The sequence below is a fragment of the Vibrio alginolyticus NBRC 15630 = ATCC 17749 genome, from assembly GCF_000354175.2.
GTDB classification, from domain to species: Bacteria; Pseudomonadota; Gammaproteobacteria; order Enterobacterales; family Vibrionaceae; genus Vibrio; species Vibrio alginolyticus.
Genome location: NC_022349.1, coordinates 254,952 through 269,978 on the forward strand (window position 1 = coordinate 254,952; position 15,027 = coordinate 269,978).

General features: G+C 46.2%; 12 protein-coding genes. 3 read left to right on the forward strand and 9 right to left on the reverse strand.

The features are described from left to right. Positions 1–149: 149 nt before the first annotated feature. Complete coding sequence (locus N646_RS01120; protein WP_017820862.1) at positions 150–1,355, reverse strand: cystathionine beta-lyase; 1,206 nt, start codon at positions 1,353–1,355, stop codon at positions 150–152. A gap of 211 nt (positions 1,356–1,566) precedes the next feature. Then, positions 1,567–3,021: a cardiolipin synthase gene (cls, locus tag N646_RS01125; protein ID WP_017820861.1), complete on the reverse strand. Its 1,455-nt coding sequence runs from the start codon at positions 3,019–3,021 to the stop codon at positions 1,567–1,569. 430 nt (positions 3,022–3,451) lie between these two features. Between cls and N646_RS01130 the strand changes: the two genes are divergently transcribed. The 3 genes from N646_RS01130 (at position 3,452) to N646_RS01140 (ending at position 6,570) form a co-directional block, all read left to right on the forward strand. After that, positions 3,452–4,822 (forward strand): sodium-dependent transporter, encoded by a 1,371-nt coding sequence (locus N646_RS01130; RefSeq protein WP_042522154.1) that lies wholly within the window; start codon positions 3,452–3,454, stop codon positions 4,820–4,822. An 82-nt stretch (positions 4,823–4,904) separates the two neighbouring features. Then, positions 4,905–5,597, forward strand: coding sequence for a TIGR01621 family pseudouridine synthase (locus N646_RS01135; RefSeq protein ID WP_017820860.1), 693 nt, complete (start codon positions 4,905–4,907; stop codon positions 5,595–5,597). 31 nt (positions 5,598–5,628) lie between these two features. Next, a complete protein-coding gene (locus N646_RS01140; protein ID WP_017820859.1) occupies positions 5,629–6,570 on the forward strand; it encodes a class I SAM-dependent methyltransferase in 942 nt (313 codons plus the stop codon). A 213-nt stretch (positions 6,571–6,783) separates the two neighbouring features. Here N646_RS01140 and N646_RS01145 read toward each other — a convergent pair whose 3' ends face one another. The 7 genes from N646_RS01145 to N646_RS01175 form a co-directional block, all read right to left on the reverse strand. Next, positions 6,784–7,839: an FAD-binding oxidoreductase gene (locus N646_RS01145; protein ID WP_005378100.1), complete on the reverse strand. Its 1,056-nt coding sequence runs from the start codon at positions 7,837–7,839 to the stop codon at positions 6,784–6,786. Positions 7,840–7,920: 81 nt separating this feature from the next. Next, the gene (gene hcp / locus N646_RS01150) at positions 7,921–9,582 is read right to left on the reverse strand and encodes a hydroxylamine reductase (RefSeq protein ID WP_017820858.1); all 1,662 of its coding nucleotides are present in this window, start codon (positions 9,580–9,582) and stop codon (positions 7,921–7,923) included. 174 nt (positions 9,583–9,756) lie between these two features. After that, the gene (gene norR, locus N646_RS01155) at positions 9,757–11,286 is read right to left on the reverse strand and encodes a nitric oxide reductase transcriptional regulator NorR (RefSeq protein WP_017820857.1); all 1,530 of its coding nucleotides are present in this window, start codon (positions 11,284–11,286) and stop codon (positions 9,757–9,759) included. Positions 11,287–11,488: 202 nt separating this feature from the next. After that, positions 11,489–11,968, reverse strand: a complete 480-nt coding sequence (locus N646_RS01160) for an outer membrane lipoprotein (RefSeq protein WP_005386695.1) — start codon at positions 11,966–11,968, stop codon at positions 11,489–11,491. A gap of 123 nt (positions 11,969–12,091) precedes the next feature. Then, entirely contained in the window at positions 12,092–12,703 is a 612-nt protein-coding gene (locus tag N646_RS01165) for a CDP-alcohol phosphatidyltransferase family protein (RefSeq protein ID WP_017820856.1), read from the reverse strand. After that, positions 12,696–13,343 (reverse strand): ATP-binding cassette domain-containing protein, encoded by a 648-nt coding sequence (locus N646_RS01170; protein WP_017820855.1) that lies wholly within the window; start codon positions 13,341–13,343, stop codon positions 12,696–12,698. Before N646_RS01170 ends, N646_RS01165 begins: the two co-directional genes overlap by 8 nt. After that, on the reverse strand, positions 13,309–15,018 hold the full coding sequence (locus N646_RS01175; RefSeq protein WP_017820854.1) for an ABC transporter permease: 1,710 nt from the start codon (positions 15,016–15,018) through the stop codon (positions 13,309–13,311). Before N646_RS01175 ends, N646_RS01170 begins: the two co-directional genes overlap by 35 nt. Positions 15,019–15,027: the final 9 nt, after the last annotated feature.

Genomic DNA, 15,027 nt, shown 5'->3' on the forward strand with positions numbered 1-15,027 from the left:
TGTGGCACATTATTTCATTCTGTGACTGCTCAATTGAAAAACAACACAAATGATTAACATTAATTAATAGTTCTGGTGAATGTTAGTTAATTCTAATTAAGTCAGGGAGTTATAAAAACGCCCCGCAATGCAGGGCGATTCAATCATTGTTATAGGGAGACTTCTTTTTCAAGCATTAAGGCATTATAACGCGCAAAACCAGCCTCTAAATCAGCGATCAAGTCATTTACGTCTTCTAAGCCAATATGAATACGAACCAAAGTACCTTCAAAGTGTGGGTGAGCTACGGTTCTCAGACTGTTAAAGCTCTTAGGTTCGTTAGCTAGAATGAGGCTTTCATAACCGCCCCAAGAGTAACCCATACTGAAGTGTTTCATGCCATCAAGCAGAGCCGTCGTCGCTTTTGGATAAGACGTTTTGAGAACAAATGAAAACAAGCCGTTTCCCCCTGTGAAGTCTCGTTTGAAAAACTCATGGCCAGGGCTTGTTTCTAAAGCTGGATGGCGGACATGATCAACTTCTGGGCGAGAAGCGAGCCACTGAGCGACTTTTAAACTGCTTTCTGCGTGCTGTCTTAGGCGAACATCCAACGTGCGAATACCTCGAAGACCTAGGTATGCGTCGTCAGGAGAAACGCACTGACCCATCAGGTAGCTTTGTTCACGAAGCTGATCCCAATACTTTTCAGAAGCCACAGCAGTACCTAGCATGACATCTGAATGTCCAACGATATACTTAGTCGCCGCTTGAATGGAAATGTCTACGCCATGCTCGAAAGGAGAGAAGTTCACGCCAGCTCCCCATGTATTGTCTAGCATCACGATGATATCTTGCTCATGGGCAATGCGTGCTAATGTAGGTACATCTTGGACTTCCATGGTTATTGAACCAGGAGACTCCAAGAAAAGGACTTTGGTATTCGGCTGAATCAAGTCTCGGATACCTTCACCGATCATTGGGTCATAATAGGTGGTTTCGATGCCCATTTTCTTCATTATGGTGTTACAAAAGTCACGAGTTGGTTCGTAACAAGTGTCCACCATTAGAATGTGATCGCCAGTTTCAACGAAAGAGAGGATGGCGTTTGAAATTGCTGCCGTTCCACAAGGGTAAAGCGCGCAACCAGCTCCACCTTCAATCTCAACCATTGCGTCTTGGAAAGCAAAGTGCGTGTTGGTGCCTCGGCGACCATAAAACAATGTTTTGTTTGCACGATTAATGGTGGCTTGGTTCTTTTCTGCAACGGTATTGAATACCACGGTTGAAGCGCGTTGAACGGGTGGGTTTACAACACCATTTGTCCACTTTTTATCGCGGCCAGCGGTAATGAGTTTGGTTTTTTTTCCCTCTGACATAAAAGTTCCCTGTCTTAAATATTGCGGTTTTGAATATTTAAAACATGGACGACGTAGGTTATGCAAGGGAAAAGTCAACTATCAGCCAATAACAGCGAAGATGAACAGGTAATGATGTCGAGAGGTATCGTGTAGATAGGGAGCTAAAAGAACAAACCTCCAGCAGGATGCATGTAGCGCTGGAGGTTTTTTAGCCTGTGTATTTGAGGTATTAGAGGAGTGGGTTGAAGAGATAGAACACTCGCTCTAAGAACCGAGAAAATAGGCTCCTTTTCTCCCATTCTTCCAATACAACAGTGTGAGATTGCTTAATATAGCTATCTTGTAACCAAGACATTTGCTTGGTGAACTCTTCGTCATCAACGGCGAGGGTCACTTCGAAGTTCAGCCACAAGCTGCGCATATCCATGTTTACGGTGCCAACTAAACAGAATTGGTCGTCAATTACGACAGATTTTGTATGCAGCAAACCACCATAAAACTCATAAATCTTGACCCCTGCACTCAAGAGCTCACTATAAAAAGCGCGTGAAGCCCATTGCACCATCATAGAGTCATTTTTATGGGGAATAATGAGTTCAACGTTAATGCCTCGTTGTGCTGTCATCTTTAACGTTTCGAGTAAATCAGCATTGGGCACGAAATATGGTGTTGTGATTCGTACCGAGCGATTGGCTTGGTTTATTGCCAATGTTAATACTTGATAGATCAGATATTCCGGCATACCTGGGCCAGAAGGCACAACCTGAATAGGGTGTTGGAATTCACTCTCATCGATCTTGCATTCAGGTAGTCTTGGTAAATGACGTTCGCCAGTTTCGACTTCCCAATCCCAACAGTGGATGGCACTCAATACGTTTACCGTTGGTCCCGTAATGCGAACCATGATGTCCACCCAATGCCCGACGCCACTGTTTTGCTTGAAGTAAGCCGGGTCAACCAGGTTCATTGAACCGGTATAAGCAATTTCATCATCAATTACGATGATCTTGCGATGTTGGCGAAGATCAAGACGACGTAAGAAAATACGCCACATCTTCACTTCTAGCGCTTGAATAACTTCAATTCCAGCATCCTGCATCATTCGATACCAAGGACTTCTGAAAAAACGTGGACTACCTGCTGAATCGAGCAATAGCTTGACATCTACGCCGCGTTTAGCCGCTTGAATAAGCGCAGAAGCGACAGAGTCAGCCAAACCACCCGGATGCCAAATGTAGAATACCATTCGAATACTGCTCTGCGCGTTTTCGATGTCTTCAATAATGGAATGCAAAATCTCATTAGGTGACTGTTGCAGCGACAATGTATTACCGCTCAATGCGGGAAGACCAAGGCGGTTGTTACAAAGTTCATCAATTCGGTAGATGTGCCTTCCCATCGTTTCTGGGTTGTGCGCGTTACAGTCGTTAAGCTGACTGAACCACTTCTCGAATGGTGTAAACATCTCTTTCGCACGTTCGGCTCGCTTTCTGCCTAAGTTCAGTTCACCGAAGAGGAAATAACATGCGACACCCAGAACGGGAAGGATATAAATGATCATTAGCCAAGCTAAAGACACGCTCACTGCACGGCGCTTTAAAACGACACGAATGGTCACACCTGCGACCAGTAACCAATATAGCCCGATGCCAGCTAAAGTAAGAAAGTGATAAAACTTGTCCATATACGCTCAGAGTAATATGCCCTTCTAGGATATTAAGCATAAAAGTGGGTTGGGGGAATAGATTTCCCATTTAGACGTGGGATTGACCTTATATGAGGAACGAATTTCATAACAGCTGATTCTGTTATTTTAATGTGAAAAATAAGGTCATTCTTTAACTTTTGAACAAAAAAGCAGCATTTAACCTGCGTAACTCGACACTTGTGCGATAAATGTACTTTTTTGGGGTTCCAATTTTAAAGGGGAGCTGCTTTACTTTCTAGACATAGTGCGTCGAACGCTTATTTTATAAGTGTACAATAATTTTTACATAAACTTTTTAGACGCCTATCTCTATGCATACACAACAAACTAATTTTGGAGAAAAAGCGTGGCTACAACTAATACAGCAGCACCACGTGATACGTGGGGGTCTAAACTAGGCTTCGTAATGGCAGCAGCGGGTTCCGCTGTCGGTTTAGGCAATATATGGAAATTCCCTTACACAGCAGGTGAGAGTGGCGGCGGTGCATTCGTTGCTATCTATCTTATCTTTGTAATTTTTATCGGCTTTAGCGTGATGCTGACAGAGTTCGCTATTGGTCGTAAGACAGGTCTTTCTGCCGTAGGTGCATTCAAAACAACTGACCGACGCTGGACGTTCACTGGCGTTATGGGAGTCTTCAGTGGTCTTTTGATCATGGGCTTCTACCCAGTGGTTGGTGGTTGGGCATTGGCCTACATCTTTAAAGTGGGCGGTGGTCTACTCAGCGCGCCAGAAGCAATTGGCGACAGCTTTGGCGGTTTCATCTCAGATCCGATTCAACCTTTGATGTGGATGGGTGTTTACCTGTTCCTTAACGTCATGATCGTGATGAAAGGGATTTCGGGTGGTATTGAGAAAGCCGGTAAGGTTCTGATGCCGCTTCTGTTCTTAATCCTAATCGTTGTTTCTGTTAAAGGCTTGATGCTGCCAGGTGCAATGGCTGGCCTTGAGTTCTTATTCATGCCGGACTTTTCTAAAGTCGACAGCAATGTGGTTCTTGCTGCACTAGGGCAGGCGTTCTTCTCACTTAGCTTAGGTATGGGTTGTATGATGACGTACGGTTCTTACCTGAAAAAGAAAGAGAACCTAGTTCAAACAACCGGTATGGTTACAGCGATGGATACAGGTGTCGCGATTCTTGCTGGTGTTGCTATGTTCCCAGCTATGTTTGCCTTTGGCATGGAGCCTGCGGCAGGCCCTGGTCTTGTATTCGTTGTCGTTCCTCAGCTATTTGCTGAAATGGGCGGTGTGATTGGGTTGCTATTCGCGTTGCTATTTTTCATCGGTTTGACGGTGGCGGCATTAACTTCTTCAGTATCACTATTGGAAGTTGTCGTGTCTTACCTAATCGACGAGAAAGGCATGAAGCGCTCTAACGCAGTTCTGTCTGCAAGTGCAGTTATGGCGGCATTATGTATTTTTGCGTCACTATCGTTAGGTGGAATGGGACCAACGCTGTTCGGTACCGGTGCCTTTGATATCTTCGACTTGCTAACGGACAAAATCTTCTTAGCGGTTGGTGGTATGTTGGTTTGTATCTTTGCTGGATGGCGCCTAAGCCGTGCTGAGCTAGAAAAAGAGATCACTAATGACGGCGAAGTATCCTTCCCGCTATTTGGATTGTGGTACAACCTAGTTAAATACCTGATTCCTGTTGCGATTGCTATTGTTGCCTTCATGGGGATTAAGTCTGGCTTTGATAGTGGCAAAGGTGAAATCATGCTGCTGGGTATCGCAATCATTGGTCTTGCTGGCATTTTCTCGAAGAAGCTTTAGAAAAGACCTTAGGGGCAAGCCTCGATAGCTTTGTCCGGTAACTTATGTATACTGCTGGCTCCAAACGTGGAGCCAGTTTTTTATGTTCGATATTCTACATACCCATCCCGATTTTCTGATCATCAATAAGCATCCCAACGTCTCTGTTCATAAAGACGATGGCGACACAATGCTGCTGCAAGAAGTGGCTAAGCAGAGTGGTGATGAGCAGCTCTATCTTATCCATCGCTTGGATAAAATGACATCGGGTATTCTGCTCCTCGGACGCAACGCCAAAGCGGCTAGTGCGTTATCACAAGCTTTTGCTGACCGCCAAGTGGAAAAGTTCTATCTGGCGATTGGCTCTAAAAAGCCGAAAAAGAAACAAGGTTTGGTCGTTGGTGATATGGAGCGTTCGCGCCGTTCATCATGGAAGCTGGTCAACAGCAAAAACAACCCAGCCGTCACCCAGTTTTTCTCTCTTGCGGCAGAGCCCGGAGAGCGCCTATTTTTATGTAAGCCACACACTGGTAAAACGCATCAAATCCGCGTGGCATTAAAATCGGTTGGCTCAGGTATTGTTGGCGACCCGATTTACAATGCAGGCAATGAGGCTGATCGCGGTTACCTGCATGCATTTTCACTTTGCTTCCAATACCGAGATGAGCAATATCGCTTTGTTTGCGATCCACGAGAATACAAAGTGCTGGGTAGCAAATGGCACAGTGAAATCGTCTCTCAGGGCTTGGATACTTGGCTTTCCCCTTGGGAGCTGAACTGGCCTACGATCAAATAACCGTCACAAAGAAAACTAATAAGAGAACTCGATGCAAGCATCACAACTTCCGCTGTTCTTTCAGCATCTAGAAACCGAGCTCGCGCAAGCTCCTAACGAAATTCGTCGACTGTTTCATGGTCGTGGCCGTCGTTTTGAGGGCCTAGAGCAAATCACCTGTGATTGGTTACAAGGTCAGTTGATTATCAACTTGTTTAAAGAAGTCGACGACGCGTTTCTCGCTGAGCTGAAAAGCGGCCTGAATGCGTTGGCACAATCACAACTGTGGGCAGACAAGCAAGGTCGCACTATGGTTCTTCAGCACCGTTATGCCGATGGTGCGCCTTCAGAAGTGCTTGTCGGTGAATTAGACGCTCGCTCTGTCGTTGAAGAAAGCGGTTTGAAATACCAATTGGATATTGGCCGCAACCAAAACTTCGGTCTGTTTTTGGACATGCGCTACGGTCGTGATTGGGTTCGCGAAAATGCGAAGCAAAAAAACGTGCTTAACTTGTTTGCTTACACCTGTGGCTTTTCTGTCGCTGCCATTGCGGGTGGCGCAGATAAAGTGGTTAACGTCGACATGGCAAAAGCGTCGCTGTCTAAAGGTCGTGAGAACCACAAGCTAAATGGTCATAACATCAACCAGGTAAGCTTTATGGGGCACGATATCTTTAAATCGTGGGGTAAGATTAAAAAATCTGGTCAGTATGACTTGATTATCATCGATCCGCCTTCATTCCAGAAAGGCAGCTTTGCGCTGACGAAAGATTACAAAAAGATTCTACGTCGATTGCCGGATTTGTTGGCAGAAGGCGGTCAAGTGATGGCATGTGTGAACTCGCCATCTGTGACAAGCGACTTCTTGATTGAAAGCATGAAAGAAGAAGCGCCAGAGTTGACATTCCGTGAGCGTCTGGATAACCCACCAGAGTTTATGGACGTAGACAGCGAAGCAGCATTGAAAGTGTTGTTGTTTAGCGAGAAGCAATGACGACGAAACGAAAGTTGTACCTATCTATAGTACCAGCCGTTTGAGTACGGCTGGCATTTCCGCGATACCCCGTCAATCTGAATAGCGAGACGCGAGTGTGATTCAGAGTCTATTATCAGAATAAGTTATTCCTAACACGCTGATATTAGGTTCCTGATCTCGCCTAGGCTCGCCGGAATGACGGGAAACAATAAAAGATCGATACCAGCAGCATTAACCGATCTGCACTTCAAGATCCGCTTCGATGATTGATGAGCAGGCGAGCACATAGCCTTGTTCAATTTCTTCTGGCGTCAATGTTTCTAGGCTAGTGGAAGATACGTTGCCTTTACGAACCTTGCATTTGCACGAGCCACAAATTCCGCTTCGACAAGCGACGATTAATGGTAAACCTGCGCCTTCGAGCACATCGGCCAGTACCTGACCTTTTTGCGCATCGATGCTTTGAGCAAAATCAGGAACAGAAACGTTAACCGTCTCATCGGAGACCGATGATTCTGCGCCAGTCGCTGGCGTAAAACTCTCTTGGTAGAAGTTCGTCATGTCAAAACCAAGGTCATTCAAATAGCCGTGAACATCTTGCATAAACTGGCTTGGACCACACAGGTAAACGGTGCGCTGTTTGAAATCAGGAACAAGCTCTTTAAGCCAGTCGGCATTCAAACGACCTTGTGGATGCGATGTTCCTTCGCGGTTTTTCAGCAACAACTTTAAATTGAAGTTGGGATACACAGCGTCTAACGTTTCTAGCTGATCGTAGTAAATCGTCTCTTCTGGGCTGCGTGCAATATGAAGAAATGCGATGTCCACATCGTTGTCGTTTTCATCTTGATTACTCAGCCAGTGTTTTGCCATCGAAAATACGGGCGTGACGCCGCAACCTGCACTGATAAGCAAGGCTTTTGTTTCGCCATCACGTAAAACGGGTGGATGGTCAATGCAGTTAAATTCGCCCGCTGGTGGTAATGCTTGAACGGTATCACCAAGCAGCAGCGAGTCAACGATGTAGTTCGATACTTTACCGCCAGATACTCGTTTGATGGTGAGTTGAAGGTGATCGTCTTCATTGATCGAGCTGATTGAATAGGCACGAAACTCCATTTTTCCATCAATTTCCACGCCTAAGTTAATAAACTGGCCAGGCTTAAACTGAAACAGAAGTGACTCGGTTAGTTCAGCCAATTTGATGCTGACGGTGTCGTGTGTTTCGAAGTATTTGTCGATGCAACGGAGTGTGACGGGTTGGTTACCTTGCCATTCAAAAAACATAACAATCTCTTTGGTTGTGGCTATTTTTGGTTCGAAATAGATAGCGCCTCCGCGTAAGGAGGCGCGTAACAAGCAAGTTTATTAAGCTGCTAGGATGGCTTTTAGATCATCCTGAACATTGCCAATACTGCGCATATCGAACTTCTCTTGGATGATGGCGATTAGGTTTGGCGTTAGGAATGCCGGTGCAGTAGGGCCTGTGTAAATGCCTTTCACGCCCAATGCAAATAGCGTTAGCAAGATAACGATCGCTTTTTGCTCGAACCAAGAAAGCACAAGCGTGAGTGGTAGTTCATTGATATCACAGTCAAACTCTTTCGCCAGTGCAAGTGCAAGCTGGATTGCAGAGTAAGCATCGTTACATTGGCCCACATCCAATAGGCGAGGGATGCCGTTGATATCTCCGAACGTATTCTTGTTGAAGCGGAACTTACCACACGCCAAGGTCAGGATTAGCGTGTCTTCTGGCGCTTCAGCCGTAAAATCGGTGTAGTAGCTGCGTTCCGCTTTATCACCATCACAACCGCCGACTAGGAAGAAGTGTTTGATGTTGCCTTGCTTCACTTGGTCGATAACCGCAGGGGCGGCGTTCATCAGTGCATTGCGACCAAAACCAACCGTGATGTGGTGTTCGATTTCATCGTGTTGGAAACCGTCTTGCGCTAGAGCACATTCAATCACTTGGCTAAAATCATCGCCTTCGATGTGAGCCACACCAGGCCAGCCAACAATACTACGAGTGAATAAACGGTCTGCGTATTGACCCACATTTGGATTCAACAAGCAGTTTGACGTCATTACGATTGCGCCAGGGAAGTTTGCGAATTCTTTCTGTTGGTTTTGCCATGCGCTGCCGTAGTTGCCGACAAGATGAGGATATTTCTTCAGCTCAGGGTAGCCGTGTGCAGGCAGCATTTCACCGTTGGTATAAACGTTAATGCCTTTGCCTTCAGTCTGTTGCAGGATTTTTTCTAGGTCATGCAAATCATGGCCAGAAACAAGAATACATTTGCCTTTTACTGGCTTGACGTTCACCGAGGTTGGTTCTGGATGGCCGAAGGTCATTGTTTCACCTTGGTCGAGCATTTCCATCACTTTGTAGTTCATCAGGCCGATGCGCATTGAGCAATCAAGTAGTTCACCAAGATCTTCAGGGTCTGTACCCAACCACGCCATGATTTCATGGTATTCGGCATAGATATCGTTGTTGGTTTGCTCAAGAACACGTGCGTGCTCCATGTATGCTGCGGCACCCTTAAGGCCGTATAGGCAAAGTAAGCGTAGGCCAATAACATCTTCATGTACTTGGTCCTTACCACGGTTAACCGCGACTTGAGGAGCAAAAGCTAAGATTGCTTCTGCGCTATTTGGTAGCTCAAAGTGAGCAACAACAGGGATGTCAGCAACTTCGGTATCGGCGAGTGTTGCAGCAGACATTACTTGCTCTTTTAGCAATGCTTTGTACGTTGCCGCTTGAGAAGTTAGCTCTAGGACACGTTCAGGGTCAAAGTTTACGTTCGTCAATGTAGAGAAAAATGCCTTTGGTGCCCATTGGTTGATTTCATCGTTAATGATGTTGAATTCAAGTGCTTTTGATGCCCAAAAAGAAACCCCTTGCAGTGTGTAAACCAACACGTCTTGAAGGTCAGATACTTCAGAAGTTTTACCACACATACCTTGTGCAAAAGAACAACCTTTAACAGTAGGGGTTTGAATTGTCTGTTCACATTGAATACAGAACATATTGGGTTCTCCAGTGATTGTTTTAATAGTCGTGATGTTGACCACTAGAGAGCAGAATGTGTGCCAATTATTATCTTGTTGATTTGTATTGAATTTTATCAGATTTAGGAGAGTGGTTGATGTAATTAAGACAACGCAGTTGATGTCTTAATCACATCGACTTCTTGTGGTCGGTTATTTATTGATCCCGAGCTTTTTACCCATTCGATATAAGTTCCCGCGATCCATTTGCAAAAACTCCGCTGCTTTTGCCCAAACGCCACCAGTTTGGCTTAAAGCATGTTCAATTAAATCACGTTGATAGCTTTCTATCAGTTCTCGCATTGGTTGGCTTTCTTTGGGTAAATAATGCGATGTGTTTTTTACATCACCGAGAGCCAATAAGGTGTCGAAATGGTTAAGCATGATCGTGCTTGCGCCTTGTTGAATGGCGTGCAAAGCCGCGCGAGTTAAAGTATGTTCGAGCTCGCGCACGTTTCCGTACCAAGGTGAAGATTCCAATTGAGTCAACACTTTAGGATGAACGTGCAGATTGGGTGCATTGAATTGTTGGCGTACTTTTTCCAACAAATATCCTGCTAAAACGGGAATATCCCCGTCACGGGCACGCAGTGGGGGGACTTGGATTGGGAACACGTTCAAACGGTGGAAAAGGTCAGCTCGAAACGTGCCAGATTCGACCTCTTTTTCTAATTGTCGATTGGTCGCGGCGATGATGCGCACATTGACCATCAAATGCTGATCGCTACCTACACGTTGCAGCTCGCCTTGCTGAATTACGCGCAGCAATTTTGCTTGCAAAATCAAAGGCAGTTCGCCCACTTCATCAAGGAAAATCGTTCCACCGTCTGCCAGTTCAAACTTACCGGCACGGTGGCTATTAGCACCTGTAAATGCGCCTTTGACATGGCCAAACAGTTCACTCTCAGCCAGACCTTCAGGCAGGGCCGCACAGTTGACGTAAATCATCGGCTTATCGCTACGATGAGATTGCGCGTGTACCGAGTGCGCGACCAGTTCTTTACCAGTTCCGGTTTCTCCTAAGATAAGTACCGCGTAATCTGATTGAGCAACAGTCGCAATGTTGTTTCGTAACTGGTTGATCTGCGGACTCAAACCCACCATTTCACCATGTTGAGAACGGGCTTGCTGGATAAGGGTTTGAGTGACGCTTTTTTGCTTCTGGTTTTGCGCTTTGAGCGCTTTTAATTGAGCTATGTTACGCAATGTCGCAGCGGTCAAAGCCGCAAAGGTTTCGATAGCGACAGGATCGATGCCATCAAACGCGCCCACTGTTAGTGCATCCATCGTTAGTGCGCCAACAAGTTGGCCTTCGACATACAAGCTAAAGCCCATGCAATCGTGAACATCAATGCATTGGTCTTCAGTTAATAGTGTGCCGTCGAAAGGATCCGGCAGTGAACAATCGGCATCGAAACGCACCGGTTCACGGCTATGAATAATGGCATCTAAGCGAGGGTGCGCCTTGGGGAAATAGCGACGACCTAAGACCGAGCTGGATAAGCCTTTTACCGCGACAGGAGTTAGAAACCCATCCTCATCGAAGATAAACAGGCAGCTCGCATCACATGGGAATACTTGCGCGACCCCATCAATGAGATTTTGATATTGCTGCTCGTGAGAGCGATTTGAGCTGAGGTTTAGCGCAATATTAAGGAGTACGTGGTCAACAGTCGGAGTCATAACAAGCCCAAAGTTATCTGGAATGGGCTCATGCTAGCAACTTGATGTCATTTGAACATCGAAAGGTGTGGGAGATTGATGTTCCATTGACGACGATCAAGTTTGATACGAAAAGAAACGCGCAAGTTAACAAGCCAGTGATGTAAGCTTGCGCGGGTTAGGTGTTTGAATCAAAGCAGGCCAAAGGTTTGGTTCGTCCGAATTAACGAGGAACGACTCTGGCGTCATTACCAGAAACATTGATTTGGACCGCTTGGCCTGGTTGGAAAATCATGTTTGGATTTGCTTCTTGAACAATAGAGATAATCTTTCCGTCCTCTAAACGAATGGTCAGATTCACGCCATTTCTTTTCGCGGTTGCTTCAGCCGCTTTGCTGCCTGCATAGCCACCCAATAGACCACCACCAATGGCAGCGATATCCGAGCCAGAACCGCCCCCAACTTTTGAGCCTAAGATCCCGCCCACGGCAGCACCAGCGATGGTGCCAATGGCATTGGATTGGGTAGAGGCATCAATGGTTACGGGTTCTACTTTTTCTACTGTGCCGTAGTAAACCTGCTGAACTTTGCGAGTGTCGGATGAGCCGTATGCATCTCCGTACGGGTTAGGTGAGCTACAGCCGCCAAGCACGAGCGCACAAGTAATGGTGAGCAACATGCCTAAATTGATCTGTTTTTTCATATAGCCTCCGAATGGTTTCTTCATTCAAAGAGTATATACCCCAATTTAACCTGCGTTTTGGTGCTTTATAAAACAGTGGCTTAGCGGCCTGTCCCTTAAGGAAACGCGATTGTCTAAGCAGTATTAATGATCGTTAAGCGTATGAAACCCTGAATAAATACGTGTAAAAGTAGTAAACCAGCATGCCGCGCCAAAGATATACGCGATGACGGCAAAGTGTTGCGGTAGCAAACAAAATAAAATCAAGCAGCCAATGGTTTCTGTACCTTCGGTTAAGCCGCTCATGTAGTAAAGCGATTTGTTTTTATATACCGGATTATCGATGCCTTGTTTTCCTGCCATGATGGCAAAAGCCAAAAAGCTACTACCAGTGCCGATGAAGGAAAAAATCAAAAATGCGCCTGCAACGGCATTGTGCTCTGGGTTGGCAAGCACAAAGCCAAAAGGAATCAACGAATAGAACAAAAAATCTAAGCTGATATCAAGAAAACCACCCGCATCGGTAATGCCCTGAATCCTTGCCAGTGCTCCGTCTAACCCATCACAGATTCTGTTCAGCAAAATAAACAGCAACGCCAACAAGTACTGTTCGGCGATCAAAGCAGGCAGGGCAAAACAGCCAAGCACAAAACCAAATACTGTCGTCTGATTTGCAGTGATACCACATTTATCGATATATGTCGCACTGAGTGCCAGCGGTTTGCGGATGAGCTTTATACTCAGGCTATCAAGCATGATTTGTCTCCCACGGCCAGTTTATGCAGCGGCTGCCATCAGGAATATCGTCTTCATCGTGCGTTACCATCAAAGTAGGGATGTTCGCTTGCTGCAATTGTTCGACCACCCAATTGCGAAATTGTACACGCAGGTCTTTATCCAACTTGCTATAGGGCTCATCAAGTAGCGCAACTTTCGGCTTTGCTAGCAGCATACGAGTCAATGAGATACGGGCGCGTTGCCCTCCCGAGATTTGGTCAGGAAAGGACTCTGCTAGCTTGGTCAATGAAATGTTCTTCAGTGCTTGCATGGCGTGAGCTTTACGCTCTTCACCTTTGATTGAGTTTGGTAGCGCGAAGGCAAGGTTCTCCCACACCGTTAAATGAGGGAAGAGCAAATCTTCTTGGAACAGAATACCGACCTGACGCTTATGGGCAGGGAGGGCATCCAACTTTTCGTTATCAAGCGTAATGGCTCCAGAGTAATTGAACTCGGCGGATAGGTGCCCGGCAATGGCATCCAACAAAGTGGATTTACCACAACCGCTAGGCCCCATCAGGGTAACGATTTCACCTTTTTCTACGGTCATATTAAACGCCGAGAAAAGCGCGTCGCCATTGGTTTTACGGATGGCGAGGTTTTCGAGACAAAGACTCATTCAGTAGTAAACCTTTTATAGACAAGCGGCGATACGTCCTGTGCAAGTGGCTAAGCAGTATCGCAAAAGAGAAGAACATGAATGGCAGCAGAGCTTGCCAAATGGCGTAAATAGCGGTGACACGTCGGTCAAAACCACTGGATAGTGCAACGGCTTCGGTTGTGATGGTGCTAATGCGCCCAGCCCCTAGCACTAATGTAGGTAGGTATTGCGCTAGGCTGACACTAATACCGACAGCCCACGCGAATGCAATCGCAGGTAGGAGGATTGGCAGTTTCACTTTTAACCAAGCTTGCATCGGTGTTTTACCCAAGCTGAGTGCGACGCGAGTTAAGCTGTTATCGAAGCTGCGCCACGGCCCGTCTAGCGAGAGGTAAATAAATGGGAATGCGAAGAACACATGCGCCCAGCATACCCAAAAGAAATACGCGTTACTGTTTAAGTACAGTGTTACCACTTGCATACCGAATAGCACCGATAATTGAGGAATCAGCATCGGGATGGCGATGATGTAACCGGGTATCTGCCAGCGATAACGAAGGCGATACTCATGTGCTATTAAAGCAAGAACTAGCGCGATAGTCGCGCTGATCAGGGCGATTGACATACTTTGCTCTAGAGTCCCTAGAATACTGTGCCATTCGTATTCCCAAAAACGCAGGCTGTAACGGCTTGGGAGCAAATCTGGAAAGCGCCAACGTTGAGCAAAGCTCCACAGCACCATGAGTGGAATCATTAGAAGTGCAAGTAGCGCAATCAGTGAAAATAGGGTTTTACCGGGTAAACGAAACCCGTTTCGACCAGAGTACTGCCAGCGTTTGAAGCCTTTGGTCGTTAACCATTCCACCAATCGAGCGAAACCAATCAAAAGACTAGCCATCACAAACAGTATTACTGCGCCAGCGGCCGCTCTTGGTAGGAGCGATAAATCTGGATCGTTAAACCATTGCCATACCAAAACCGCAAACGTCGGCGGGTTGGTAGGGCCAATAATCAGGGCGACATCGACAACGGACAAACTGTAAGCCAATACCGCCAGCATTGGGAAACGAAGTTTTGCTAACCATTGCGGAAATACGCATTTCCACCACGCTTGCGCCGAACTATAGCCCATCGAGTGACTGACTTTTTCAACCTTATCGACTTTCAATTGCTGAAGGATCGGAATACTCATCAACAATAAAAACGGCACTTCTTTAATCGCAAGCATGATGACCAAACCGAGTGCATGTGGGTCTTTAATCAACAATGCTAAGTCATTCACCGTTTGTGCATTCGGGTCGTAACCAAACAGTTGGTTGAGAACACGAACGCCCATACCAGTTGGGGCAAACAAGAACGCAAAGCCAATTGCAAACGCGACGTGCGGCATCGCGAGAAGTGGGGAAAGGCTAACTTCAATTTTTCGCCAAAACTTGCTGCCCCAAGACGCCTGTAGAATGGCAAACGTGATGAAGCAAGCCAAGTAGCTACTGAAAATGGCGGAGTAGAAAGTAAGCCCGATGGATGTCCAAACACCTTCCCAATCAAAGACGGCATTGAAGCCATCAAAAGAAAAGTGGTGTAGACCGATAGGAGGTACATAACCGAGCGCAGAGACCACCACTCCAAGTAGTCCCGGAATGGTAGGCAAAATACAAACTGCGATAATGACTAAATACAGCGCTCTTAACATGGATTCTTA

Excerpts from the sequence above, each read along its gene's own strand:
- N646_RS01120 (WP_017820862.1), bottom strand. The coding sequence starts at position 1,355 with ATGTCAGAGGGAAAAAAAACCAAACTCATTACCGCTGGCCGCGATAAA.
- N646_RS01130 (WP_042522154.1), top strand. The coding sequence starts at position 3,452 with ATGGCAGCAGCGGGTTCCGCTGTCGGTTTAGGCAATATATGGAAATTC.
- N646_RS01140 (WP_017820859.1), top strand. The coding sequence starts at position 5,629 with ATGCAAGCATCACAACTTCCGCTGTTCTTTCAGCATCTAGAAACCGAG.
- cls (WP_017820861.1), bottom strand. The coding sequence starts at position 3,021 with ATGGACAAGTTTTATCACTTTCTTACTTTAGCTGGCATCGGGCTATAT.
- N646_RS01165 (WP_017820856.1), bottom strand. The coding sequence starts at position 12,703 with ATGCTTGATAGCCTGAGTATAAAGCTCATCCGCAAACCGCTGGCACTC.
- N646_RS01135 (WP_017820860.1), top strand. The coding sequence starts at position 4,905 with ATGTTCGATATTCTACATACCCATCCCGATTTTCTGATCATCAATAAG.
- N646_RS01145 (WP_005378100.1), bottom strand. The coding sequence starts at position 7,839 with ATGTTTTTTGAATGGCAAGGTAACCAACCCGTCACACTCCGTTGCATC.
- N646_RS01175 (WP_017820854.1), bottom strand. The coding sequence starts at position 15,018 with ATGTTAAGAGCGCTGTATTTAGTCATTATCGCAGTTTGTATTTTGCCT.
- hcp (WP_017820858.1), bottom strand. The coding sequence starts at position 9,582 with ATGTTCTGTATTCAATGTGAACAGACAATTCAAACCCCTACTGTTAAA.
- norR (WP_017820857.1), bottom strand. The coding sequence starts at position 11,286 with ATGACTCCGACTGTTGACCACGTACTCCTTAATATTGCGCTAAACCTC.
- N646_RS01160 (WP_005386695.1), bottom strand. The coding sequence starts at position 11,968 with ATGAAAAAACAGATCAATTTAGGCATGTTGCTCACCATTACTTGTGCG.
- N646_RS01170 (WP_017820855.1), bottom strand. The coding sequence starts at position 13,343 with ATGAGTCTTTGTCTCGAAAACCTCGCCATCCGTAAAACCAATGGCGAC.